Origin of the sequence: Clostridioides sp. GD02367 (assembly GCF_045900275.1) — a bacterium.
Taxonomy (GTDB): domain Bacteria; phylum Bacillota; class Clostridia; order Peptostreptococcales; family Peptostreptococcaceae; genus Clostridioides; species Clostridioides difficile_A.
The window spans coordinates 235,917-262,181 of sequence record NZ_JBJODK010000006.1; the positions used below are offsets into that span (position 1 = coordinate 235,917).

At 28.3% G+C, this 26,265-nt stretch carries 19 protein-coding genes and 1 other annotated feature; of the genes, 14 read left to right on the top strand and 5 right to left on the bottom strand.

The window, feature by feature from the left end; genetic code table 11:
* Window positions 1-6 precede the first annotated feature (6 nt).
* Window positions 7-1,635 carry an aspartate 4-decarboxylase gene (gene aspD, locus Q3223_RS10685; protein WP_223152807.1) on the bottom strand — a complete coding sequence of 543 codons (1,629 nt, stop codon included), beginning with the start codon at window positions 1,633-1,635 and terminating at the stop codon, window positions 7-9.
* Between the two features lie 658 nt (window positions 1,636-2,293).
* Here aspD and ilvA point away from each other — a divergent pair.
* The 4 genes from ilvA to Q3223_RS10705 all read left to right on the top strand — a co-directional run bounded on the left by ilvA (window position 2,294) and on the right by Q3223_RS10705 (window position 5,678).
* Window positions 2,294-3,511, top strand: a complete 1,218-nt coding sequence (gene ilvA / locus Q3223_RS10690) for a threonine ammonia-lyase (protein ID WP_054271112.1) — start codon at window positions 2,294-2,296, stop codon at window positions 3,509-3,511.
* Window positions 3,512-3,605: 94 nt separating this feature from the next.
* Window positions 3,606-3,986 (top strand): RidA family protein, encoded by a 381-nt coding sequence (locus Q3223_RS10695; protein ID WP_003416451.1) that lies wholly within the window; start codon window positions 3,606-3,608, stop codon window positions 3,984-3,986.
* Between the two features lie 167 nt (window positions 3,987-4,153).
* Entirely contained in the window at window positions 4,154-4,912 is a 759-nt protein-coding gene (locus Q3223_RS10700; protein ID WP_074178458.1) for a helix-turn-helix domain-containing protein, read from the top strand.
* 46 nt (window positions 4,913-4,958) lie between these two features.
* The gene (locus tag Q3223_RS10705; protein ID WP_074178457.1) at window positions 4,959-5,678 is read left to right on the top strand and encodes a transglutaminase family protein; all 720 of its coding nucleotides are present in this window, start codon (window positions 4,959-4,961) and stop codon (window positions 5,676-5,678) included.
* 137 nt (window positions 5,679-5,815) lie between these two features.
* Here the strand turns inward: Q3223_RS10705 and Q3223_RS10710 are convergent, their stop codons facing one another.
* Complete coding sequence (locus tag Q3223_RS10710; protein WP_074178456.1) at window positions 5,816-7,216, bottom strand: MDR family MFS transporter; 1,401 nt, start codon at window positions 7,214-7,216, stop codon at window positions 5,816-5,818.
* Between the two features lie 3 nt (window positions 7,217-7,219).
* Complete coding sequence (locus Q3223_RS10715) at window positions 7,220-8,110, bottom strand: TetR/AcrR family transcriptional regulator (protein WP_407811951.1); 891 nt, start codon at window positions 8,108-8,110, stop codon at window positions 7,220-7,222.
* 278 nt (window positions 8,111-8,388) lie between these two features.
* Here Q3223_RS10715 and Q3223_RS10720 point away from each other — a divergent pair, with 278 nt between their 5' ends.
* The gene (locus Q3223_RS10720) at window positions 8,389-9,036 is read left to right on the top strand and encodes a D-alanyl-D-alanine carboxypeptidase family protein (protein ID WP_054271107.1); all 648 of its coding nucleotides are present in this window, start codon (window positions 8,389-8,391) and stop codon (window positions 9,034-9,036) included.
* Window positions 9,037-9,360: 324 nt separating this feature from the next.
* Window positions 9,361-12,000, top strand: coding sequence for a cation-translocating P-type ATPase (locus Q3223_RS10725; protein WP_054271106.1), 2,640 nt, complete (start codon window positions 9,361-9,363; stop codon window positions 11,998-12,000).
* A gap of 51 nt (window positions 12,001-12,051) precedes the next feature.
* Here the strand turns inward: Q3223_RS10725 and Q3223_RS10730 are convergent, their stop codons facing one another.
* Window positions 12,052-13,155, bottom strand: a complete 1,104-nt coding sequence (locus tag Q3223_RS10730; RefSeq protein WP_219673238.1) for a histidinol-phosphate transaminase — start codon at window positions 13,153-13,155, stop codon at window positions 12,052-12,054.
* 360 nt (window positions 13,156-13,515) lie between these two features.
* On the opposite strand from Q3223_RS10730, the gene Q3223_RS10735 reads away from it, so the two are divergent.
* The 3 genes from Q3223_RS10735 (at window position 13,516) to Q3223_RS10745 (ending at window position 16,621) form a co-directional block, all read left to right on the top strand.
* Complete coding sequence (locus Q3223_RS10735; protein ID WP_219673240.1) at window positions 13,516-14,337, top strand: Cof-type HAD-IIB family hydrolase; 822 nt, start codon at window positions 13,516-13,518, stop codon at window positions 14,335-14,337.
* A 79-nt stretch (window positions 14,338-14,416) separates the two neighbouring features.
* Window positions 14,417-14,627 (top strand) — a binding site (T-box leader).
* Window positions 14,628-14,714: 87 nt separating this feature from the next.
* On the top strand, window positions 14,715-16,031 hold the full coding sequence (gene argH, locus Q3223_RS10740; RefSeq protein WP_054271103.1) for an argininosuccinate lyase: 1,317 nt from the start codon (window positions 14,715-14,717) through the stop codon (window positions 16,029-16,031).
* Between the two features lie 251 nt (window positions 16,032-16,282).
* A complete protein-coding gene (locus Q3223_RS10745) occupies window positions 16,283-16,621 on the top strand; it encodes a DUF2325 domain-containing protein (RefSeq protein WP_021385441.1) in 339 nt (112 codons plus the stop codon).
* Between the two features lie 135 nt (window positions 16,622-16,756).
* Here Q3223_RS10745 and Q3223_RS10750 read toward each other — a convergent pair whose 3' ends face one another.
* Window positions 16,757-18,052 (bottom strand): D-alanyl-D-alanine carboxypeptidase family protein, encoded by a 1,296-nt coding sequence (locus Q3223_RS10750; RefSeq protein WP_054271102.1) that lies wholly within the window; start codon window positions 18,050-18,052, stop codon window positions 16,757-16,759.
* A gap of 79 nt (window positions 18,053-18,131) precedes the next feature.
* Between Q3223_RS10750 and Q3223_RS10755 the strand changes: the two genes are divergently transcribed.
* The 5 genes from Q3223_RS10755 to Q3223_RS10775 all read left to right on the top strand — a co-directional run bounded on the left by Q3223_RS10755 (window position 18,132) and on the right by Q3223_RS10775 (window position 26,206).
* A complete protein-coding gene (locus tag Q3223_RS10755; RefSeq protein ID WP_223195703.1) occupies window positions 18,132-18,836 on the top strand; it encodes a helix-hairpin-helix domain-containing protein in 705 nt (234 codons plus the stop codon).
* Window positions 18,837-18,927: 91 nt separating this feature from the next.
* A complete protein-coding gene (gene selD / locus Q3223_RS10760) occupies window positions 18,928-19,974 on the top strand; it encodes a selenide, water dikinase SelD (RefSeq protein ID WP_079739767.1) in 1,047 nt (348 codons plus the stop codon).
* 50 nt (window positions 19,975-20,024) lie between these two features.
* Complete coding sequence (gene selA, locus Q3223_RS10765; RefSeq protein WP_054271284.1) at window positions 20,025-21,404, top strand: L-seryl-tRNA(Sec) selenium transferase; 1,380 nt, start codon at window positions 20,025-20,027, stop codon at window positions 21,402-21,404.
* 74 nt (window positions 21,405-21,478) lie between these two features.
* Window positions 21,479-23,362, top strand: a complete 1,884-nt coding sequence (gene selB, locus Q3223_RS10770; protein WP_407811952.1) for a selenocysteine-specific translation elongation factor — start codon at window positions 21,479-21,481, stop codon at window positions 23,360-23,362.
* Between the two features lie 105 nt (window positions 23,363-23,467).
* On the top strand, window positions 23,468-26,206 hold the full coding sequence (locus Q3223_RS10775) for an ATP-binding protein (RefSeq protein ID WP_407811953.1): 2,739 nt from the start codon (window positions 23,468-23,470) through the stop codon (window positions 26,204-26,206).
* Window positions 26,207-26,265: the final 59 nt, after the last annotated feature.

Here is a 26,265-nt window from a genome sequence, read left to right on the forward strand (position 1 = left end):
ATATAACTATTTCTTAGTTTTTTGCCATTCAGTAATGTAACCATTTAGTATTTCTCTGATAGCTTTTCCTATCTTAGTGTAAGCCTCATCATATAAATTTGCTAGAGATATTCTGATTGACCATTCAGGACCATAAAATCCATTTCCACTAAGTAAGACTACAGAATAGTCATTAGCTAATTTATAAAGAACATCCACTGGAGCAGAAATTTTACTTATAAATTTAAATAAATCTTCTCCATAGTTTAATTTAGCCCATTCTTCAATATCAAATTGAGTATAATATGCAGCATTATTTTTACTTTCATTGATTGGAAGCTCTAAAGCTTCAAACAATAGTTTTTGACGTCTATGACAGATACTCATATTAAGTTTTTTGTAGGCATCAACTTTGTCAATTAAGGCAAATGCAGAGAAAAATGCCATTTGTACTTGCTGAGGAGTAGAAAGACCAGCAGTATGATTAAGAGCAACAAGTCTACTATCAGCAACAACTCTTTCCATAAATGAAAGACTAGAAGGATTAAGACTCATATCACTGTAACGCTTATCTACTGATTTTTTTAATTCTCCAGTTAAATCATTTATTTTCTTATCAAAAACATTCTTCTTATGAAGTGCAAATGTACCAAGTCTCCATCCTGTAACTCCAAAATATTTTGAATAAGAATAAACCCCAACAGTGTTGTAAGGAAGTTTTGACATCAATGATGAAAAGTCTTCTACAAAAGTTCCATACACATCATCTGATATTATCATTAAATCTTTGTTATAATTCTCAATCACATCTATTAGGTTATTACAAGATGTGTCATCCATAGCTATAGATGCAGGATTATTAGGATTAACAACAAATAAAGCTTTAATAGACTTGTCACGAAGTTTTTCTAATTCTTTTTTAGTGTATTGCCATGTATGAGCACCTTTTTCATCAACTGCATTAGCATTTATATTTACAACTTTAAAATCATAACGAGGAAGATTAGGTATTTCAAGATAAGGTGTAAATATTGGAGTCATCAAAGCTATAGTATCACCTTTTTTTAGTAGTTCATTAGCCATTAATGAATCAAAAATATAACACATGGCAGCTGTAGCACCTTCAACAGCAAAAATCTCTACATCACCATATTTACCTGATATATCATATTTCATTTCTTGAACCAAGTAATCATGCACTATTTTTTCCATATGAGGTAACATTCTATCTGGAAGTGGATAGTTATCACCAATAATTCCATCAGCTAGTTCATGAACAAATTCATCTCCATCAAATCCAAGTTCATTTATACCAAAGTTTATAATATCTCTAGCTAAGTATGCTCCAGGCATATCTATATTTTCATTTATGAATTTAAAAAATCTTTCTTTTATATCTTTCTTTTGAGGCATTCCAGCCAAATGACCTAAATCCCAATTAGAACGAGTTTCAGTAATAGCAAAATGACCAAAAGTAAAAAAGGCTTCTCTAGCAGTTGAACAAATCCAATTTGGATTACCACGACCTGCATCAAGTAACTCTCTGTTATTTTCTTTTGCAGTGTATTTTGCAATATCTATTAATTTGTCCTTAAATTCAAAAGGGCTTATTTTTCCATATATGTTTTTGATTTCTTTATAAGTATTATTTTTCATGTTAAATTCCTCCTTATGTAATAAGTTTCACATTTTTATAATAAAATAAACAAGTTAGCAAAATGATTATACTTTAATTATAATAGGTTTATAGAAAAAGTAAAGTATAAAATTAAAATGATTATTCTATTTAACCTTATTAAATATATATTAAAATAAAAAACACCTTTTAATAAAAAATGATTGTTATATAAAAGAAATCTTCAATTTTATTGGTATTTTAGTTTTTTTATTATATTTTATTATTAATGTATAGTTTTCTAATTTTGAATAAAAATAAAGTAAAACTTTCTTTTAAATAGAAGTTGTTTAGTAATATATGTTTATTATTATTTTGTTAACTTTAATAAGATTAAAAAAAGCCAAAAAAATAGTTTGTAAGTAAATAAAATAATATAAAATACAAATTTTAATAAAAATAATAAAGAATACATTGTTATTTTGATAAAATTGTAAAATATATTTTTAAATTATCATTTAATGTAATTTAAACGAATTGAAGATATGTGTTTATTGTATTCAATTGTTGTATTTTTAGTTTTTTTGTGATTAATTAAAAAATTATAAAAATCGTTTACATGTTGATTTTTAAAAAAAAAAGATATAGAATTATATAGAAAGTAATAAACAAAAATTGGATTTACGGGAGTGGAATAAAATGATAAACGTTACCTTAACAGATGTGAAAGAAGCTAGAGAGACCATCAAAAACATAGTAAAAAGAACTGACTTACTTGAAAGTGTTAAACTTAGCGAAAAAACAGGAGCAAATGTGTTCTATAAATGTGAGAATCTTCAAAAAACAGGTTCTTTTAAATTAAGAGGAGCTTGTAACAAAATAGCGAGTTTAACAGATGAAGAAAAAGCAAATGGAGTTATAGCTTCAAGTGCAGGAAATCATGCTCAAGGTGTTGCATTAGGGGCAAAAATGACTGGTATAAAATCTACAATAGTAATGCCAGCAACTGCACCTTTAGCAAAAGTTAGTGCAACTAAAGGTTATGGAGCAGAAGTAGTTTTAAATGGTGCAGTTTATGATGATGCGTATGCAAAAGCTGTTGAAATACAAAAAGAAACAGGAGCAACTTTCTTACATCCATTCAATGATAAATATGTTATAGCAGGACAAGGAACTATATCTCTTGAGATTTTCGAACAATTAGACAATAAAGTTGATACTATATTATGCCCAGTTGGTGGAGGTGGAATCATCTCTGGTGTAGCTGTAGCTGCAAAAGCATTAAATCCTAATGTGAAAATAGTTGGTGTTCAAACTGCAAATATACCTTCAATGAAAGAATCAGTTAAAAATGGAAAAGTAACAACAGCATTTAATGATACTACAATAGCTGATGGTATAGCTGTTAAAACTCCAGGAGATTTAACTTTTGAAATAATAAACGAATTAGTTGATGAAATAGTTGTGGTTGAAGAAACAGAAATTGCAGAATCAATATTATTTATGATGGAAAGTCAAAAAATAGTTTCAGAAGGTGCTGGAGCTGTATGTACAGCTGCTATATTAAGTGGTAAGTATGTACCAGCAAAAGATGAAAATGTAGTTTGTATAATATCTGGTGGTAACATAGACATAAATACATTATATAGAATAATAGGTGTTGCTTTAGCTAAAGAAGGAAGAAGATATTCATTTAGTACAATTATGGAAGACAAGCCAGGAAACTTTGCTGAATTAACTAGAATAATAAGTGAGAATGGTGGAAACATTTTAAGTGCTAATCAAGGTAAATTATCAGCAGGAGAAGCTCTAGGAAAACAAAGTGCGGAATTTATACTAGAGACAATAGATTATGACCATATAGCTAAAATAAAGAAAGCTATAGAAGACAAAGGTTTTAAAATTATAGAATTATAGTAAAAAGTGTATATAATATACAAGAAAAATAGTATAATAGTGTATGAAGATACATTTTATATGTATCAGATTAACGAATTAGGAGGATTTTAAAATGAAACATGAAGTAATACATACTAATGATGCACCAGCAGCTTTAGGACCATACTCTCAAGCTATAAAAGCTGGAAACTTATTATTTGTATCTGGACAAGTTCCTCTTGTACCAGAAACTATGGAAGTAGTTGAAGGAGATGTACAAGCTCAAACTGCTCAATCTTTAAAAAATCTTAAAGCTATATTAGCTGAAAGTGGAGCTGATTTTTCAAATGTAGTTAAAACTACAGTATTTATAAAAGATATGAATGAATTTGGAGCTATAAACGAAGTTTATGCTGAATATTTTGGAGAAAATAAACCAGCAAGAGCTTGTGTAGAAGTTGCTAGATTACCAAAAGACGTTAAAGTTGAAATAGAAGTAATAGCTGTATTATAAGAATATATAATTTGGAACATGTAGCTATTAGATTAGGCATGAATTCTTGGGTATTTTTATCCTAAGGATTCATGCCTTTTTGCAGGTCTTTTATCAAAATGTATTCACAAATATAGGACAATCTATTAAAATAAAGAGTGATATTTTTAGAAGAAGGAAGTGATACAATGAACATTATAAATAAAATTTTTTGGCAAGAAGATAGAATTAGTATGATTACAAATCATTTAGAGGCAGATAAACATAGCCATTGGATGTTACAACTATTTATAGGAATAGAAGACAGCATTGAAATAACAGTCAATGAAAAATTAGTTAAATGTAATTGTATCGTAGTAGATAAAAATATCTCTCACTCATTTTCAGCAAGAAAAAAAGTTTATTATTCTGCTCTTATTGAACCTACATCTATATTTGCAGAACAGCTTACCTCAAAAATGAATGATTTTGGATATTGGATATGTGAAAAAGATGGATTAGATGAATTACGTCAACAAGGAACTTTTTTGATATATCAATCTAGTGAAGAACAGTATTTAAAGTTTATGAAAATGCTTAACAACTATTTGAATTTCCCTGAAACTATCAAATACTATGATGATAGAATTACAGAATTGCTTCAATTATTACATACTTGTAATTGTGATAATCATACGATTTCAAACTTTGCAGATAAAGTGGCACTATCAGCAAGTAGATTATCACATTTGTTTAAAGAGCAAATTGGGATACCTTTAAAAAGCTATATTTTACTTCATCAAATGGAGTGTGCTTTTGGAGAATTGCTTTCTGGAAAAAATGTTACTGAAGCTTCTATGATTGCTGGATTCGACACTCCATCACACCTTGCAGGAACAGTTAAGCGTATGATGGGAATGCCCGTTTCTTTATCTTTAAAAGATAGCGAGTTTTTGAAAGTATATTAAATATTCTCGTTATATAATGAAGTTGTATTAAGAAAGGGGATTTATTATGAATAAAGAATATTTAGAAGAAACAAAAATGCTAAACTATAGTGACCCACAACTTAAGTTCTTGGTATCACTTAAGAAGTGGTTAGATTTAGATGATTTTCATAAAATAAAATCTATTTATGAGTTTGTCCAAAATGATATTTTATTTGGCTATAATGCTTCTGATATGTTGAAGGCAACACAGGTACTAAATGAAGGTATGGGACAATGTAATACAAAAGCTACTCTTTTAATGGCATTATTGCGTTCAGTGAATATCCCTTGTAGGCTTCATGCTTTTAATGTAACAAAAGACTTTCAACGAGGCGCTACATCTAAATTGATTTCATTATTAGCACCAAAATATATTCTTCATACTTGGGTAGAGGTATTTTATCAAGATAAATGGATTGCTCTAGAGGGAGTAATAACTGATAAAAAATATTTAGAAGCAATTCAGAAGAAATTTATTAATCAGAATGGAACATTCAAAAAGTATGCAATAGCCACAAATGATTTGAAAAACACATCTATTGATTGGGATGGTAAAGATACTTTTATTCAAAAAGAAGCTATAGCATATGATTATGGTGTTTTTTCTTCACCAGATGTATTTTTCTCTACTCATTCACAACATCTATCAAAATTAAAAAACTTCATCTATGTGCATCTTATTAGAAAAATAATGACAAAAAATGTATGTAAGATTAGAAACAATTATTTTGGTAAAAATAACTGAGTGTTGAATGTATAGAGCCTATATAGTAAAATATAGCATAATTAAAAATATGATGATTAAAATAAATAAAAAGGAGTTATCACATAGCAAACTTAAACTGTTCATGTGACAACTCCTTTTTTATTAACTTCTTTTTGTTAGCCTCTAATAATTTGACGTTCTTTTATAAAACATATAGAAATAACTAAACCAATAAATGCAAGAGTAGCAGCTGTTGAAAATGCAACATCCATTCCATGTATGTTAGACAGAATAGCTGAACTCATATGAGCTTTTTTTGTAGCAGATGTCATTATAGTAATAAGTACAGCAGAGCCTATAGCACCAGATATTTGTCTAAGTGTACTATTTATTGCTGTAGCATGAGATATAAGTTCCCTATCCAGAGTTTTAAGTCCCCAAGTAGTTAATGGCATTAGAACTAGTGAAATGCCAATCATACGTATACAATACATTAATGATACATGAATTAAAGACGTATCTTTACCTAAAAAAGCAAAAGACAAAGTTCCTAAAAATAAACAGCCAGTTCCTAATATTGATAAAGCTTGAGGCCCATATTTATCTAAATGGCGACCTGCAATTGGATTTAATGCAACCATCAGTATAGCACCTGGCATCATTAAAGAACCTGAAACTAGTGCAGAAAAACCTCTTACAGATTGTATATATAGAGGAATCATTAATGTGGCAGACATCATTGAAGCATACACAATCATAATCAATACTGTAGAAATTAGGAATGGTTTGTTTTTGAAAACTCTTAACTCTAAAAATGGTTCTTTAGATTTTAATTGACGTAATGTAAATAATATTAATGATATAATTCCTATAATTATTGGTAAATATGTGGCAATATTAGTCCAGCCATAATTACCTTGATTAGTAAATCCAATCAATAAACCACCAAATCCTAGAGAAGATAGTATTATTGAAGGTATATCCAATTTTAGTTTTTGAGCTTCTCCAACATTTTTCAATAGAACAAATGAAAGTATAACATCTAATATAGCTATAGGTGAAAGAAGTAAAAATAAACTATGCCAACCAAATGAATCTACCAACCATCCAGATAAAGTTGGTCCTATAGCTGGAGCAAATCCTACTGTAATACCAACTAAACTCATAGCTGTACCACGTTTTTCAACAGGACATAAATAGAGTATAATGACCTGTAGTAGTGGCATTAAAGAACCAGAACCAACTGCTTGTAATACACGAGCAACTAGCATAGTTGAAAAGCTATTAGAAAAAAGTGCAATGACACATCCTAGGGAAAATATAGTCATTGATGTAATGAATAATTTTCTAGTACTAAATCTATTTATCAAGTAAGCTGTTGTAGGTACAATAATACCTGCAATAAGTAGATAAATTGTTGTTAACCACTGACCAACATCAGCAGTAATTTTAAAATCTGACATTATATTAGGTAATGCAGTTGATAATAATGTCTGGCTAAGAGAGCTTATAAAAGCACCAGTCATTACGATTGCTATTATTAAATTTCCTTTTTTGTTATTACTTTGGGTTTCCATGATTTATAACGTCTCCTTTTTTAATTGATTTTTAATACTGTTCAACAAAAGTACTTTTGGTCTCAAAATGTCTTCTTTTTCTAAGTATGTAATCATTGCATCCATGATTAAAGAATCATATTGTTGATTTTTTTCCTCAATATATAATTTTTTTGTTGCCTCTAGTAGCTTGGGGTTTTCAAGGAGTGAAGTATCCGTTTTTATTAGTTCCTCTATATCTTGTATCGTTTTAAAAAATAGCGATTTATTATGAATGGAAAAGTAGGCTTCATCTTCTTGTTCATATAAAAACATTGATTTTTCAATTAAAGGATTTAGATTATTAATATTTTCTACAACTAAATCTAAAATTTGTATAGTGAATTCAGCAATAAAGTATACATTCACTTCTCTTTTTTGTATGTGAATAATATACGTAAACTGATGAATTAGTGCATCCAATAAGAAAACTAAATCGAATATATTGTTTTCTATTTTATCCCCGTAGTTATCAAATAAACTGAGTTTGTATTCATTCAATAAATTAGCTCGAGTTTTTTTTTGTAATTTACTCGTAGTATTACGTTGCGCCTCAGAAAAGTTTTCTCTTATATAGGTGTTTATAGTAGTTCTAGAAAAAATATTTTCCCATACAGCAATTATCTTTCTTCTTAACTTCTCAGATGATGGAATATCCTTATTTTCATTAATGGAATATATAATTTCCAAGAATTTTTCATCATAATAATTGATTATTTCGCAGATAAAAATTTCTTTAGTTTCAAAATGTTTATAAAAAGTAGCTTTAGACATTTTACATTCTTTTACAATATCTAGTATCGAAGTATTTTGAAAACCTTTCTGGTCAAAAATTCTTTGTGCAATAGTTATAATGAGTCTTTGTTTATCCGTCACTTTACTATCTCCCTTCATATAAAAACATAAAGTACTAAAGAGTACTTGAGAGTTTCTATAGATATATTATACACTATTTGGAAAAAAAATCAATATATGTATCATTAACCTGAGAATTTTGAAAAATTTGTTGTTGTTTTTAGTCATATAGAGAAGAAATTAAGAATTTCGTAAGAATACTTTAAATATATTGCAATAAATTAGTGGTATGATTATACTAAGAAAGAAAATGTCTTGAAATTTTTCTGTATCAAATACTAATTATGGAGGTGTAGTATATGAAAAAGAAAACTTGTATAGCCATAGTTTTTGCTCTATTTATAGTTTTTATAGGAATGTTTATTGATAGTTCTAGTGCAGGAAAGAAAATCATAACATCTGAATTAAGTAAATATAGGAAGGGCGTAAATGTATTATCAATAAATAATATTATAGTAGCAAATAAGGAGTATAGCTTACCTAAAGAATATTCTCCACAAGAAAGTAGTGAAGCAAAAGATGCTTTTTATAAAATGAATAAAGACGCTCAAAAGTCAGGTTTAAATTTAAAAGCTTTTAGTACATATAGAAGTTATGAATATCAAGATAAATTATTTAAGTCGTATGCAAAAGAACATGGTGAAAAAGAGGCAAATAGATTTTCAGCTAAGCCTGGAGAAAGTGAACATCAAACTGGACTTGCTTTTGATATTGGAGGAAATGACCAATCTAGTTGGGCAAATCAGAAGTTTAATAATACAAAAGAAGCTAAGTGGTTGTATGAAAATGCATATAAGTATGGTTTTATACTTAGATATCCAAAAGGCAAAGAGAATATAACTGGATATATGTATGAATCTTGGCATTATAGATATGTTGGAACTGAACATAGCAAAAACTTTGCAATGAATGATTTGACTTTAGAAGAATACTTACATTTAAATTAAATTATAGTTTGTTAAATTTAGGTTAAAATAAAAAATAAGCTAGACTATTAATTACATAAGGTGATATAATGTAAATACAATTTAAGATAACTACTCGAAGGGGAGTAGCTTACACGAAAGTGGTAATTAATCGTCAAGACAGTAGAAATACTCGGTTAATTAGCAAGGAATTCCTTGATAGCAAGACCTTCAAAATAAGCATTAAGTATGTTTGTTTTGGGGTCTTTTTTTATTCAAGGAATTTTTATTTAAAAAAATTTAAATTTCAAGTATACATAAGAGCCCCCAAACATAAAATAAATTTATTAAAGAGGAGGGCAACAAATGTCTTACAAAAGTACTTATCAAGAAGTAATTAAAAATTTAGACTCAAGCTTATCTGGTTTGAGCAAAGAAAAAGCAGAAGAGCTGTTAGAAAAAAATGGAGCTAATGAATTAAAAGAAGCAGATAAAGTTCCTACGTATAAGCTTTTCTTAGAAAGTTTTAAAGACCCACTAGTAATAATTCTATTAATAGCTGCTTTAGTACAAATATTTTTAGGTGAAACTGTAGAGTCTATAATAATTTTTGCAGTTATTATCATAAACTCAGTTTTAGGTGTCGTACAAACGAAAAAAGCAGAAAGTTCATTAGAAAGTTTAAAAAATTTATCTGCACCAAATGCAAAAGTAATAAGAGACAATAAAAAAATGACAATTCCAGCAAAAGATTTAGTAGTTGGAGATATTGTATTCTTAGAAGCTGGCGATTACATACCAGCAGATGGAAGACTTATAGAAGCACAATCTCTAAAGGTGGTAGAAGGTATGTTAACTGGAGAATCAGAGCCAGTTTTAAAGCATACAGAGCAAATAAGTGAAGATGTAAGCTTAGGCGACCAGAAAAATATGGTATTTAGTGGTGCTGTAGTTGTTTACGGTAGAGGTTCTTTTGTAGTAACTGGAACAGGTATGAATACTGAAATGGGTAAAATAGCTGGCCTTTTGGAAAGTGCTGAAAATAAACTTACACCATTACAACAAAAAATAGAAGACTTTAGTAAAAAACTTGGTGTAGGTATTGTAATACTTGCTCTTTTAATATTTATAATTCAAGTGGCAAGAAATTACTTTATGGCTGGAAATGGTGAAATGACACAGATAATTCTCGATTCATTCATGTTCTCTGTAGCAGTGGCAGTAGCAGCTATACCAGAAGCTTTATCATCGATAGTAACTATCGTATTAGCTGTTGGAACAAACAGCATGGCAAAAAAACAAGCTATAATAAGAAAATTACCAGCAGTAGAAACTTTAGGTTCAACAAGTGTTATATGTACTGATAAAACAGGTACTCTTACGCAAAATAAAATGACAGTTGTTGATTATTACATGTATGGAACTAATAATGATGAGTTAAATAAAGAAAAGGTAAACTATTCTTATCATGCTAAATTATTGACTATGGTTTCCACACTTTGTAATGATTCTCATATAACTAGTGATGGTAAAGAAGTTGGTGACCCAACAGAAGTAGCATTGATAAATTATTCAAGTAAAAATGATTTAGATTATGATAAATTAAGAAGTAAGTATGTTAGAATCAATGAAATTCCATTTGACTCAGATAGAAAGCTTATGTCTACTGTAAATAGCATATATGGAGATTATATAATGTTTACAAAGGGTGCACCAGATATTGTATTTAGTAGATGTAAATATGCTTTAAAAAATGGTTCAAAAGTAGATATAACAGATGAGATAATAGAAGAATATAAGCATAAAAATGAAGAATTTTCAAATAGAGCACTTAGAGTATTAGCTTTCGCAATAAAAGATGTTCCAGAAGAAGGCTTTACACCTTCAATTGATGATGAACATGATATGACATTGGTTGGAATAATGGCAATGATAGACCCACCAAGAGAAGAAGTGATGGATGCTGTAAAAGAAGCAAAGAGTGCTGGGATAAAAACTGTTATGATAACTGGTGACCATAAAACAACAGCAGCGGCAATTGCAAAAGAAATTGGTATAATGGAAGATGGGGACTTAGCTCTTACTGGAAAAGAACTTGATGCTTTGAGTGAAGAAGAATTATATGAAAAATTGGAAAATATAAGTGTGTATGCCAGAGTATCACCAGAAAATAAAATTCGTATAGTAAAAGCGTGGCAACATAAAAACAATATAACTGCTATGACTGGTGATGGTGTAAATGATGCACCAGCATTGAAACAAGCAGATATAGGTATAGGTATGGGAAGTGGTACTGATGTAGCAAAAGATGCCTCTGCCATGGTACTAGTTGATGATAACTTTGCAAGTATAGTAAATGCTGTTGAAGTTGGTAGAACAGTATACAGCAATATAATAAAAGCAATTACTTATTTATTTGCAGGAAACTTAGGAGCTATAGTAGCTATATTGTTTGCAGTATTTGCAGGTTGGTCGAATCCATTTACAGCTTTACAACTTTTATTTATAAACTTAGTAAATGACTCTTTACCAGCAATTGCGTTGGGATTTGAAAAGTCAGAAAAAAATATAATGGATAAACCTCCTAGACATCCAGATGAAAGTATACTAGCAGGAGGGACATTGAAGGCAGTAGCTATAAGAGGTTGTATAATAGGTGTAGTTACAATTATTGCACAGTATATAGGATTACAAGTATCTCCAGAACTTGGAGTAGCTATGGCATTCTCAACATTGATATTAGCTAGAATAATGCAGACATTACCTGCACGTTCTAATAATCAAACCGTAATAAAATTAGGCTTTTTTAGTAATAAGTATGTTATAGGAGCAGTTGTAATTTGTTTTGGACTTTACTCTTTAACACTAATACCAGTATTAAGAGGCATATTCTCTATACCAGAAGTGTTTGGACTATATCAATTAGGAATTTGTCTAGGTCTAGCGTTGATTTCATCAATACTAATGGAGCTTAATAAGTTAATTAACAGAAATACAGTAAAATAATTTAAAAATTAAAGGGGCATATTGATTTTAACAATATGCCTCCTATATAATTTACTCTATATTATCGATTATTTGGAATGCTTTTATAACTTCAGGAAGTTCCTTTTCTTCTGGCATTCTAAATCTTATAAAATTTTTATCAAGTCCAGTGAAGTCACTACCAGATATAACTCTTATTTTTAACTTTGCAAATTCTTGTTGTAAATCTATGTCTTTGTTTTTATGTTCAACTGTCATTATTGATACAGTATCATTAGTTTCAGCTATATTAAGGTTTTTCCAAGGAATTAATAATTGATTTTTTATAGCTTGTGTTTTTTCCTTTAATTCTTCTATAAATTGAACATCATCTAGTAAATTGGCTGCAATACTACGAGATATTTCAGATACTTCGTAAGGAGTAGAAATCTTTTTAATAGGGTCAACAAGTTCTTTTGGAAGAACTGCATATCCTGCTCTTAGTCCTGCTAAACCAAAACCTTTTGAAAATGTTTTTAAGACAATTACATTATCATAAGTATTTAGAAGTTTTACAGCTGAATTTTCTTTTGGCATGTATTCACCATAAGCTTCATCTACCATAACTGCGATATTATATTTAGATGCTTCTTTTACTATATTTTCGATTGATGATAAAGGTATAATTTGTCCTGTAGGATTATTTGGATTGTCTATGTAAATTACTTTATATTCTGGATTTATTTTTTCAATAAATTCTTTTTCATTAAATTTGAAATTATCCTCTTTCTTTAAAAGAACATAATCATAAGTAGCACCATGCATTTTTATATCTGTTTCATATTCAGAGAACTGAGGAGAATATCCTAAAACCTTATCTCCTTTTTCAATAAATAGTCTATTTAAAAGGTAAATAACATGTATAGAACCATCTGCCAAACAGATTCTATCAATATCTAATGTTATAAAGTCTTTCCAATAATCAACTATATTGTCTTTTAAGGCAATTGAATGAGGGTATCCTCTTATCATATCAAATTCTAAAGCATTAAAAGCTTCTACAGCTTTATTTGAGTAAGAAACTGTATTTATACCTTCACCACAGTCTATCTCAAATACATCTTCTGAATGCCCAGATTCTATTGCATAACTTTTTTTCAACTGCATTTCAATAGCTTTGTTAATTTTTAATTTCATAGTTCATCACTCCTTATTTAGTCAATAATAAATGTTACAAAAGTCGCTAGATTTAAAATATTTTGAAAATATATAATAGTAAAAAATGAATATAAATATTATAATAGCTCACTTTATTTAATATGATTATATATCATATATTGTAAAATTTCTAGCATTATAAGACTATAAATTGAAAATATTCAGAAAAATACTACAAGAAACGATTTATTTTTCTCTTAAAAGGGGTTAAATGAATGTTATTAATTTTGTAAATTGAAATAGTTTAAGTAGAAAGTTATGATATAATTTAATAAGGGTAATTCTTTAGATTATATTAAGGAAATAGAGGTATACAATAAAAAGTTATGGAGTTGGATTATGGGATATAAATTAATTGTAACAGATATGGATGGAACTTTATTAGGAAATAATCATAAAGTTACAGATGAAAATAAAACTGCACTACAAGAAGTTATAGAGAGTGGTATTAATGTAACTTTAGCAACAGGAAGAGCCTTCGATTCAGCTAAATGCAATGTAGATTTTCTTAAAGAAGATATGCCAATAATAGCTTGTAATGGTTCATTGATAAGAGAGCAAAATGGAAATATAATATATTCAAATAAAATTGACACAACAACGTGTTTAAATATATTAGATGTATTGGACAAATATGATATTTACTATCAGTGTAATAGTATAGATTCCATGCTTTCAAGAAAAATAGAGGGACGTGAGGACAAGTTAAGTATATTTTTAGGTAATGAGACAAAAGTAATTGTAAAAGACGATTTAAGAGAAGAAATCTTAAAAAATGATATACTAAAATTTGTAATCATAGAAGAAAAAAATCCGTCTATTTTAGATGATATAAGAAAAGAATTGATAAAGGTTCAAGGTATAAAGATAACTTCTTCGTGGCCAAACAATATTGAAGTTATGAATGAAGGTGTTGATAAAGGCAATGCAGTTAAATTTTTAGCTGAAAAGATGAATATAGATAGAGAAGATATAATTGCATTTGGAGATAATTATAATGATATAGAGATGATAAAATTTGCTGGTCTTGGAATAGCTATGGGAAATGCAGAAGAATTAATTAAACAAGAAGCTGATTATGTTACAGATACCAATCAAGATAGTGGAGTTGCAAAGGCAATTTATAAATTCTTAGAGTTAAAAAAAACACTTAACTCTTAAAAAATGTATATACAGGAAAAAAGAGGTTGACTATTTTATTGATAGTAATTATAATACAAATAGATAAAACATAAAAAACTTAGATTCAGTGAAGAAGAGAGTAGGTATAAAGAAAATCTCAGCGAGTTAGGAATGGTGTGAGCCTAATGATAACACTTTATATTGAAAAGAGCTTTGGAGAATACTACTTGAAATTTAGTATGGTAGTAGGTAATCTCGCCTTAAGAGAATAGAGTGGGTAAACTTTGTTTATCAACTAGAGTGGTAACACGGAATATTTCGTCTCTTGGTCTTTTTGACCAAGAGATTTTTTAATTTTAACTTAGATGTAAATATTATAATTAAAATAAAAAAATTTAAAATATGAGGTGAAAGGTATGAAATTATGGGGTGGACGCTTTAGAAAAGCGGAAAATCAACTTATGGAAGAATTTAATAAATCTTTTGGTTATGATTGTGTACTGTATAAAAAGGATATTGAAGGAAGTATAGCACATGTTCATATGCAAGTAAAATGTGGTCTTTTAACAGAGGAAGAAGGAAAGACTATAACAGAAGGCTTAAAAGGAATCTTTGAAGATATAGAAAATGGAAAGTTAGCATTAGATGGAGAATATGAAGATATACATAGTTTTACTGAGATAAATTTAATTCAAAGAATTGGCGATGTTGGTAAGAAACTTCATACAGCACGTAGTAGAAATGACCAAGTTGCAGTTGATATGAGATTGTATGCTAAAGAAAAGGCAAATGATTTGGTAGATTTAATATCTGAATTTAAAGCAACTATAAAAGATGTTGCTGATAAAAATCCAGTGATAATGCCAGGTTATACTCATCTTCAAAGAGCACAAGTAGTAACATTTAAACATCATTTGATGGCGTATTATAGTATGTTTGATAGAGATGAGAAAAGAATAAAAAATGCTATAGAAATATTAGATGAATCACCTTTAGGTTGTGGAGCTTTGGCAGGAACTACACATGATATAGATAGAAATATAACTTGTGAACAATTAGGATTTAAAAAAGTAGTAGATAATTTTATGGATGGAGTAAGTGATAGAGATTATTTATTAGAGTTAATGAGTGATTTTTCAATTATAATGATGCACTTAAGTAGATTAAGTGAAGAGTTGATACTTTGGAGTTCTCAAGAATTTGGATTTGTTGAGATAGATGATTTATATACTACAGGAAGTAGTATAATGCCTCAAAAGAAAAATCCTGATGGAGCGGAACTTATAAGAGGAAAGACTGGAAGAGTATATGGAAATCTGTTTGGTCTTTTTACAGTAATGAAGGGTATACCATTAGCATATAATAAAGATATGCAAGAAGATAAAGAAGGTTTTTTTGATAGTGTACATACTATTGAAATGTGTATACAGATAATGGATAGAATGATAGCTACATTAAAAGTAAATGAAGACAAAATGAAACAAGCAGTAAAGAATGGATTTTTAAATGCAACAGAAGTTGCTGACTACTTGGTTAAAAATAATGTTGCTTTTAGAGATGCACATGGAATAGTAGGAAGTATCGTTATATATTGTGAAGACAATAAAAAGGCAATAGAAGATTTAACATTAGAAGAATTACATAAGTTTTCAGATGCATTTAAGGAAGACATTTATGACTTTATCGACTATGAGAGTATATTAAATAAAGGAATAAAAAAGAATTTAAAATAATATATTAAATTTCAAAAAGCTGTAAATTTGGGTGATGACATTCAAATCTACAGCTTTTTTTGTATAAAAATTTATTATACGTAAAAGTAGTAAATTTAAAAAGAGTAATATTGGAAATAAATATAAGTAAAAAAATTATTATTAAAATGATAATTAATATCAATAAGTATTGACAAATTTATTTCAAGATACTATTATATATAATATAAATAATAATGAAAATCAATATCAAATAAATGGGAGGAAATCTAATGAACTTATTAGTGATTGGTGGTCATGAAAGAATGGAAAAAGATTATATGGTTATGGCCAAGAAAAAAGGTTATAAGACAAAGGTATATACGACTATGTCTTCTAAATTAAATAATTCTATAGGAAAACCAGATGCAGTTGTTATACTCACATCAACAGTTTCACATAAGATGTCTAGAACGGTTGAGTCTCAAGCTAAAAAACAAGATATATTAATTGTAAGACATAAGAATAGTAGTAAGGTAGCATTTAATGAATGTCTAGATATGGTCGATGAATGTCTTGGAAATTGTTCAAAATGTAAACTTAATGATAAACAAAAACAGAAAAATACATAAATTTAAATTAAAGGTACTGTCATAGTATTTTATATTTAATAATCTTGAGAGCTTGTCTAAATAAATTAAATACATATTACTATAACAGTACCTATTTTATAAGAAGAAACAGATTTAATTTTTTTCTTATAATTACTATTTTTTCATATTTCTTTTGGATTTTTTTCTGTTATTTTTTTTATTTTTCTTCTTGATGATTGAAGCTATTATAAATAAAATTAAAAGTACTAAAATTCCTGCAACAATCTTAATTAAAGTCATTAAAGTATCATTACTAGTTATAAATGGAATACTACTGTCAAGGTTGTTTTTTGCAACTAGGTCTATACTATTTTCTAGCTTATTACCATTGTATATATTTAAAGTACCAACCTTAGCTCCTTTTTTTATAGGTAAATCAATTTTGTTTAGTTCTGTTTTAACATCATAGTTACTTTGAGATTCATTTTTTCCTAAAAATATCTTATAACTATTTTTTGGTTCATAAACTAATTCATGCTGTTTTGTAAATAATACTTTTTTAGTATCAGCATATTTTTCCTTATCAACAATAGTGGCACACTTAAAATTATCAAATCCATAATCAATCAAGATTCGTGAGTCTAAATATAAATCGGCATTAGTTGAGTTAAATACAGCAGAGATAACTCTTCTTTCATCTTTTACAGCACTAGATAAAAGACATTTACCAGCAGCATCAGTAAATCCAGTTTTTATACCATCAACTATATCATATTTTATATCTATAGGTTGACCTTTATATGTAATCTTAGCATGTGATGTCAAAAACTTATTAGTGTTTACAAAATATCTTTCATAAGGGTATGCTTTTGTAGCCTCAAATTTAAGTGATTTAGTCTTTACAATTTGTCTAAAAATATCATTATGCATGGCTTCTCTAGCTATAAGAGCCATATCATGAGCTGTAGTGTAGTGATTAGGGTCAGGCAATCCATGAGGATTATTAAAGTGAGTATTATTAGCTCCAATTTTTTTTGCCTCAGAATTCATAAGGTCAACGAATTTTTGTACATCTCCACCGCCCACATATCTAGCTAATACAAAAGCGGCATCATTAGCAGAATGAACTAAAAGAGCATTTAGTAACTCTCTTACAGTAAAGGATTCTCCTTCTTTTAGATACATACTAGAACCATCTATTTGAGGTAGATTTTTAATCTCTATTACTTGATTTAAATCTTTAACCTTTTTTAGAACTATGCAAGCTGTCCATGCTTTAGTTGTTGAAGCTGGATAAAGTTTGGAATCTCCATCTTTATTGTATAATATTTTTCCAGTTTCATAGTCCATTAAAACTGCATGTTTGGCAACTATAGCTGGTTCATCATCTGCAAAAGAGATATTAGAACTTCCTAAAAATGAAGTGAATATCAATAAACAGATTAATAAAAGTGATAAATTTCTTTTCATTGTGAACCTCCAAATTTTAAATTCATCTTTTAGTATAGCATATATTTGTCAATAATTAAAAGAAAGGAGTGGTTAATATATGAAAAAAAAGGTAAAGTTTATTTCATTTTTTGTTTTCTGTTTTTTAATATTATCTTCAGTAATCGTTTATAAATCGAATATTTTTAACGATGATATTTATGTTGTAAGTAAAAAAAATTCACTTAATGAAAAAAAACATAATGTAGACAACTCAATTAAAACTGAAGAGGATGGTCACAATAAAGTAGTCAAAGACATAGATAAAAGTGTTCAAAATAAAAAAATAACTATATACATAAGTGGAGCAGTAAATAGACCAGGTATTGTAACCATAGAAACAGATAAGAGACTTTATGATGCTGTAGAATTATTAGGAGGAACAACGAGTGAAGCCGATTTAAATGGAGTTAATTTATCTATAAAGCTAGAAGATGAGCAACATTACATAATACCTAAAATAGGGGAGATGGTATCTGTGACAAGTAATAATGATTCCAATGAACCAAATCAAAACGACGAATTAAAAAAAGAATCTAAAACCAAAAATAATAAAAATGCATCTAAAGAAGAAAAAACAAATATAAATGTAGCAACAATAGAAGAACTAGATTCTCTTCCTGGAGTTGGAGAAGCTACTGCTAATAAAATTTTACAGTATAGAGAAGAAAATGGACAATTTAATTCAATCGAGGACATAAAAAATGTAAATGGTATTGGAGATAAAAAATATGAAAATATAAAAGATTTAATTTGTGTAGACTAAAATATAATACAAAACTTACTTATAGATATGGTATTATAAATATGTATGTATATGTGTGTATATGTGGAAATTTAGTAAAGGAGGCACTTTTATGAAAAAAGAACAAAAAAAACTTACAGAGATGACAACAGCAGGTGGTTGAGCCGCTAAAATAGGGCCAGAGGTTCTGGCATCAGTTTTATCTCAATTACCTAAAAATGATAATATAGAAAACCTATTAGTAGGATTAGATACAGCAGATGATGCTGCTGTTTATAAATTAAATGATGATATGGCACTTATTCAGACCTTGGATTTCTTTACACCAATGGTAGATGACCCGTATGTATTTGGACAAATTGCCGCATCAAATTCTCTATCAGATGTATATGCTATGGGAGGCAAACCTTTGGTTGCAATGAATATTGTTTGTTTCCCATCATGCCATGATATGGATGTGCTTGCAGAAATATTAAAAGGTGGATTTGATAAAGTAAAAGAAAGTGGAGCACTTTTAGTTGGAGGACATACTGTAGATGACAAGGAGCCTAAGTATGGTCTTTCAGTTTCTGGAATTGTAAATCCAGATAAAGTTTTATCAAATGCTACTGCAAAGCCTGGCGATAAGTTAATTATAACGAAACCAATTGGAGTAGGTGTATTAAATACTGCTATGAAAGAAGGTATGGTAGAACAACACATAGCAGATAAAGTAGTAGAAATAATGATACATTTAAATAAATACGCAGCAATGAGTTTTGATAAATTTGATGTAAATTCAGTTACAGATATAACAGGGTTTGGTTTACTTGGTCATACCTTAGAAATGGCTAAAGCTTCTGAAGTAAGTATTGAAATTGAATCAAACCATGTACCAATTATTGAAGGTGCAATAGAAATGGCACAAATGGGAATTATACCTGCTGGCATGTACAAAAACATGCATTATGTATCTAAAGATGTAGAAGTTGTAGGTGATGTGGAAGTAGCAGTTCAAGATATTTTATACGATCCACAAACATCAGGAGGATTATTAATTTCTGTAAAAGAAGAACTTGCAGAGGAACTTGTGAAAGATATGAAATTAAATGGAGCGATAGAAGCAAAAATTATAGGTTCTGTAGTTCCAAAAGGGGAAAAATATATTACCGTTTTATAAAATATTATAGAGAAAGAGTGATTGTTTTGAGCAAAAGAGAATTATTTGCAATGTTACCTTCAGTTGATGAAGTATTAAGTGATAATAGAATTGTAGAAATAATAAATGAATATCCAAGAAGCTTAGTTTTAGAATCTGTTAGAGAAGTAATCGATTTTAAAAGACAGTTTATATTAAGATTGAAAGAAGATGCGTCAAATTCTGTAACAATAGAGTTTGATGAAATAATAGAATCTGCGATAGACAGAGTTAAATTAAATTATTCACTATCATTAAAAAAGGTTATAAATGCAACTGGTACAGTTGTTCACACAAATTTAGGGAGGTCTTTACTTAGTGAAGATATAAAAGATGAATTATGGTGTGCTGCTTCAAGATATTCAAACTTAGAATATGATTTGGACAATGGAGAAAGAGGTTCAAGATATTCTCATTTAACTAGCACAATAAAAAGGCTTACAGGCGCAGAAGATGTACTAGTTGTAAATAATAATGCAGCAGCAGTACTTCTTGTACTTAGCACAATGGCTAAAGGAGGAGAAGCAATCGTATCTCGTGGAGAATTAGTTGAGGTAGGTGGCTCATTTAGAATTCCAAGTATAATGGCTCTTAGTGGTGCAGAACTTGTTGAAGTTGGTTCAACTAATAAAACTCATTTAAAAGATTATAAAGAGGCAATTACAGAAGATACAAATGTATTAATGAAAGTTCATACAAGTAACTATAGGATTATGGGGTTCACAGAGAGTGTTTCTATAGAAGAGTTAGTTAATTTAGGCAAAAAATATAAATTACCTGTAATAGAAGACTTAGGAAGTGGAGTATTTATAGACTTATCAAAATATGGGTTATCTTATGAACCAACTGTATTAGATTCTATACGACAAGGTGCAGATGTAGTAACATTTAGTGGAGATAAGATGCTTGGAGGTCCACAAGCAGGGATTATAGTTGGCAAAAAAGAATATATAGAAAAAATGAAGAAAAATCAGCTTACTAGAGCTCTTAGGGTTGATAAACTTACAATATGTGCTCTTGAAGCAACATTGAGAATGTATTTAGATGAAACAAAGGCAATAGAAAGTATACCAACTTTAAAAATGTTAACATATAAAATAGAAGAATTAGAAGCAAAAGCAAATAGGCTATTTGAAAAAATAACTGCATTAAATTTGAATGCAATTATAAATATAGAAGATGGATTTTCACAAGTGGGAGGAGGGTCTATGCCTCTTGAAACTATAAGTACAAAGGTAGTAACAATAACTCCTGAACATATGAATGTGTCAGCTTTAGAAAAGAAGTTAAGACTTAGTGAAGCTCATATAATAGCTAGAGTATATGATAATAAATATGTATTAGATGTAAGAACTATATTTGATGATGAGTTTGATGTAATAGTTGAAGAATTAAGAAAAGCCTTTAATTAAATAAATCTGAGGTAATATTGATATTAAATTTAATTTGTAATTAGAAGTATTGAAGTTTTGATAGGGGGCAAAAAATGAAAAATGTAGTAATTGGAACAGCAGGTCATATTGACCACGGAAAAACAACTCTTATAAAAGCATTGACTGGAAGAGAAACTGATACATTAGATGAAGAAAAAAAGAGAGGTATTTCAATAAATTTAGGATTTACTTATTTTGATTTACCAAATAAGAAAAGAGCTGGTATTGTAGATGTACCAGGACATGAGAAGTTTATAAAAAACATGTTGGCTGGAGCATCTGGTCTTGATATTGTATTACTTGTTGTAGCAGCAGACGAAGGAGTTATGCCACAAACAGTTGAGCATTTAGATATTTTAAGTTTTTTAAATATAAAAAATGGAATAGTGGTTCTAACTAAGTCTGATACTGTAGACGAAGAATTTAGAGAATTGGTAAAAGAAGACATTTGTGAGAAAATAAAAGGAACTTTTCTTGAAAACGCAGAAATAATTGAAGTTGATTCTGTATCTAAAAAAGGTATAGATACCCTTATTGAAAAAATAGATAAAATGAGTGATGATATAGAGGATAAAAACGAAAATTCTCCATCGAGACTTAATATAGACAGAGTATTTTCAATAAAAGGATTTGGTACTGTAATAACAGGAACTTTAATAGAAGGAAAGATAAGTATAGAAGATGATTTGGTTATATATCCACAAGTATTAAAAACAAAGATAAGAAGTATACAAGTTCATGGAGAAAATAAAGATACAGCTTATGCAGGGCAAAGAACAGCAATCAATATATCAAATGTAAAAGTTGAAGATATAAATAGAGGAGATGTTTTGGCTGCACCAAATTCATTAGAAGAATCAATGATGCTAGATGTGAAATTATCACTGGTAAATCATTTGGACAAAGGGTTAAAACATTGGGATAGATTAAGACTGTATCATGGCACTAGAGAAATACTTTGTAGAGCAGTTCCATTAGATAAAGAGTTAATCGAAAGTGGAGAGAGTGGTTATGTTCAGTTAAGACTTGAAGAAAGTATAGTGTCCAAAAAAGGTGACACCTTTGTAGTTAGACGATATTCTCCAATGGAAACTATTGGTGGAGGTGTAATAATCGACCCATCTCCTAAAAAACATAAGAGATTTGATGAAAAGGTTATAGAAGCATTAAAAATAAAAGAAAAAGGCGAACTTAAAGATATAATAGAAGAATATCTAAAAAGAAACCTAAAAAATTATCCAAATATAAAAGAAATAATGAGTTATAGTGGTGCCCATGAAGAGCATGTAAAAAAAGCTCTTGAAACACTTATATTAGAAAGTAAAGTATTTATTATAGGTAATATGTATATGCATATAAATCAATATAATAAATTAAAAGAAAATATAGTAAATCTTTTAAATGAATACCATAAGAAATATAGATTGAGAAAAGGAATATTAAAAGAAGAAGTAAGGTCTAAAATAGAAAGTAATTTTAAGACTAGAGAAATGGATATTTTGTTAGAAAGATTATCTACAGAAAATATCATAAAAATAGAAAATAATATAGTATCCCTATTTGATTTTGAGGTTGTTTTAAATGACAAACAAAAAGAAATAGCAAAAAAGATAGAAAAAAGATTAAAATCATGTGGAGTTTCTTCGATATTGACAATAGATGAAGTTTCTGAAGGAAATAATAACTATGCTGAAGTATTAGAGTCAATGATAGGTAATAAGGTAGAGAAATTAGATGATTTGTATATAATGGACAAAGGTATTTATGAAAATGCAAAGAAGACCTTAATAAATTATATAAAAGAGAATAAAGAAATAACACTAGGAGAATACAGAGATTTGATTGATTCTAGTAGAAAAAATTGTATGATTATACTGGAAAACTTCGATAGAAACAAGATAACTAAGAGAGTAGAAAACAAAAGAATTTTGTTTTAGCGGAAAATGTCTGTTTTTGCTTTGAGGTATAAAGAAGGAATTATAATGTCGAGTATCGTATAAATTAATTAGTATAAAATATTAATTAAGAGGAAGTGTAAAGTATTGAAGAATATAATACCTGATGTAAATCCAGATATAAAAGAAAGAGAAGACATGAGCCTTTTATTTATAATAATGGGCTCAGTACTTTTATTATTTATTATAAAAGATATAGATAAATATGAAACTTTATTACATGCAATATATGCTACATTTTTAATAGCTACAGGAATGGTTATATTTAATACAACTAAGTTTAAAGTAGATTCATTTTCTACATTTTTAGGATTGATTTTTATAGCTACTGGGGCATTAGAATGTGTATATTTATTTAATTGCTTGGGAATTAGAACAGAGTCTGTGATTAAGACTAATATCACAATATCAGCAATAACCGACTTATTTCCTATACTTGGTGTATACTTAAGTTTTAAATTTGTTAGGGATAATAAACAAATCAACTCTAGTGTAGTTTTATTCATAGCAAGTGTTACTTTAACTGTAGCATCTTTATTCATAATATCTAGAATGTTTAATTCTCTAGAAAATGATGCATTACAATATGCTTTAGGAGTTATAACATCTGTATTCATGATAATTACTGCTATTGTAAGTGGAATTGAATTAAATTCAAGTTCAAATGAAAGCAAATGGGAATACAATGAAAAAAAGTTTTTTAATAGAATAATAATAATAATAATCTTATCAAGGGCTCCAAATTTATTACATATGGTGATTGTTGATAGGCATATAGAGGAGATATTATCTCAGATAATAATAAATGTAGCCTTATATTATTTATATAATTACATAGTATCTAAGAATATTAAGAAAACAGCATTAGAATTGCATGATACAAATGAAGAGTTAACAATAAAAACGGAGAGCTTAAAAGAAAAAAACAAAAAACTAATTTATGAAACAGAAAAGATAGAGGAGCTTAAAGGGATACTTATAAAAAGAGAATCTAGACTCCAATCTACTTTGGATGTTGCAGTAAATAGCATAGTTGTGTTTAGTAAAGATGGAGTAATTACATATGCAAACAAGAGTTTTAGAAATATTTTTGGAGATTATAAAGAACAGGATAAATTAGGTGATAAAATAAAAAATTTCCACGATTTAATAGATAGTATTCATTCTGTATTTGACAATGAAAAGAATGTGGAAAAGTTTATTAATACTAGTGATAATAAGGTTTATCAAGCTATATTTGCTCCTTTAATTATTACTTCACAAATAGAAGGGGTATTATGTGTATTAAAAGATAAGACTAAGAAAAAGGAATATGAACGTAAACTTATTGAAGCCAATAAGAGAAGTAGAGATTTTTTAGAAAGTGTTGGAGATGGTATAGTAGTACTCGAAGGTAGTAATAAAATATATGTGAATAATGCATGTAGAGAAATTTTTAAAAATAATTTGGAAAGTATTGATTTTTCTTCAATATGTAAAGGCAAAGAAAGTGCAGAAAAAAGGTATTTAATAAATGGTGAGGTAAAGTATGTTGAAATGAGTTTTTCTCAGTATACTAATGCAGGTACAGATAAAACTATTATTGTGATACGTGATACTACTTCTCGAAAAATATCTCAAATAAAACTTGAAGAAAGTCAATCATCTTATTCAAGGTTTATAGATATATTACCTGATGGGATATGTTTACTAAAAGATGACTTGAGTGTAAACTATGCAAATAAGTCATTTTTAGATATGCTAGCTTTTACAAATATAGATGATATAAAAGATTCTAACATTAGGTTATTAATGAATGCAAATACTGAAGAAAAAATGAAATTTACTGATAATATGTCTAAGGTTTTAAATGAGAATAGGAGTATATCTTTACTAGAGTATGAGTTGATAAATAGTTATGATGATATAGTAGAAGTAGAATTAAGTGCATTACCTTTTGCTATATATAATACTAGATACATAATGCTTATTATAAAAGACTTGGCACATAAAAAATATTCAGAACAAGCAGAAAAAGAACTGCTTGAAAGATTTAAAACAGATAAAATAAAAACTGAGTTTTTTGCAAATATGTCTCATGAGTTAAAAACTCCACTAAATGTTATATCAAGTTCAAATCAATTAGTAGACTCTTTCTATAGAAGTGAAAAGATAAAAGATTACAATAATAATATTAAATCTCATGTAGATTTAGTGAGACAAAGTTCTTATAGGCTTCAAAGACTAATAAATAATATTATAGATTTAACAAAGATGGAGTCTGGATTCTATACATTAAAACTTGCAAAATACAATATTGTATCTGTAATAGAAGACCTATTTATGAATATAGAAGAGTATACAAGTAGAAAAGATATAAAGATTCTGTTTGATACAGAACTTGAAGAAATTAATGTCTATATAGACAAGGTTGAAATTGAGAGAATTATATTGAATCTATTGTCAAACTGCATTAAGTTTACTGACAATGGAGGATGGATATATGTAAATATTTATTATAAAATAGATAAAGTAATCATAAGTGTAAAGGATACAGGAGTTGGAATCCCTCAAGATAAACTGGAATTGATTTTTGAAGAATTTTCACAAGTTGATAAGACTTTATCTAGAAATACTGAAGGAAGTGGAATAGGGCTTGCTATAGTTAAGAATCTAGTAAGTCTTCATGGTGGAGATATAGAAGTAATAAGTGAAGTAAACAAAGGAACAGAATTCTTGATTTCACTTCCAATGAAGAGTTTTAATAGTGAACATTATACAGAAGACAAGAGAATCTATAATGTTGAAGAAAAAATAAAAATAGAATTTTCTGATATATATTATTAAAGACTCTTATAAGCAAATTCTAAATCAAAATACTATATGTTTTAGTAAGTATTTTATAA

Bases quoted from the DNA above. Each gene is read 5' to 3' on its own strand.
- aspD (WP_223152807.1), bottom strand. From the start codon at position 1,635: ATGAAAAATAATACTTATAAAGAAATCAAAAACATATATGGAAAAATA.
- ilvA (WP_054271112.1), top strand. From the start codon at position 2,294: ATGATAAACGTTACCTTAACAGATGTGAAAGAAGCTAGAGAGACCATC.
- Q3223_RS10695 (WP_003416451.1), top strand. From the start codon at position 3,606: ATGAAACATGAAGTAATACATACTAATGATGCACCAGCAGCTTTAGGA.
- Q3223_RS10700 (WP_074178458.1), top strand. From the start codon at position 4,154: ATGAACATTATAAATAAAATTTTTTGGCAAGAAGATAGAATTAGTATG.
- Q3223_RS10705 (WP_074178457.1), top strand. From the start codon at position 4,959: ATGAATAAAGAATATTTAGAAGAAACAAAAATGCTAAACTATAGTGAC.
- Q3223_RS10710 (WP_074178456.1), bottom strand. From the start codon at position 7,216: ATGGAAACCCAAAGTAATAACAAAAAAGGAAATTTAATAATAGCAATC.
- Q3223_RS10720 (WP_054271107.1), top strand. From the start codon at position 8,389: ATGAAAAAGAAAACTTGTATAGCCATAGTTTTTGCTCTATTTATAGTT.
- Q3223_RS10725 (WP_054271106.1), top strand. From the start codon at position 9,361: ATGTCTTACAAAAGTACTTATCAAGAAGTAATTAAAAATTTAGACTCA.
- Q3223_RS10730 (WP_219673238.1), bottom strand. From the start codon at position 13,155: ATGAAATTAAAAATTAACAAAGCTATTGAAATGCAGTTGAAAAAAAGT.
- Q3223_RS10735 (WP_219673240.1), top strand. From the start codon at position 13,516: ATGGGATATAAATTAATTGTAACAGATATGGATGGAACTTTATTAGGA.
- argH (WP_054271103.1), top strand. From the start codon at position 14,715: ATGAAATTATGGGGTGGACGCTTTAGAAAAGCGGAAAATCAACTTATG.
- Q3223_RS10745 (WP_021385441.1), top strand. From the start codon at position 16,283: ATGAACTTATTAGTGATTGGTGGTCATGAAAGAATGGAAAAAGATTAT.
- Q3223_RS10750 (WP_054271102.1), bottom strand. From the start codon at position 18,052: ATGAAAAGAAATTTATCACTTTTATTAATCTGTTTATTGATATTCACT.
- Q3223_RS10755 (WP_223195703.1), top strand. From the start codon at position 18,132: ATGAAAAAAAAGGTAAAGTTTATTTCATTTTTTGTTTTCTGTTTTTTA.
- selA (WP_054271284.1), top strand. From the start codon at position 20,025: ATGTTACCTTCAGTTGATGAAGTATTAAGTGATAATAGAATTGTAGAA.
- selB (WP_407811952.1), top strand. From the start codon at position 21,479: ATGAAAAATGTAGTAATTGGAACAGCAGGTCATATTGACCACGGAAAA.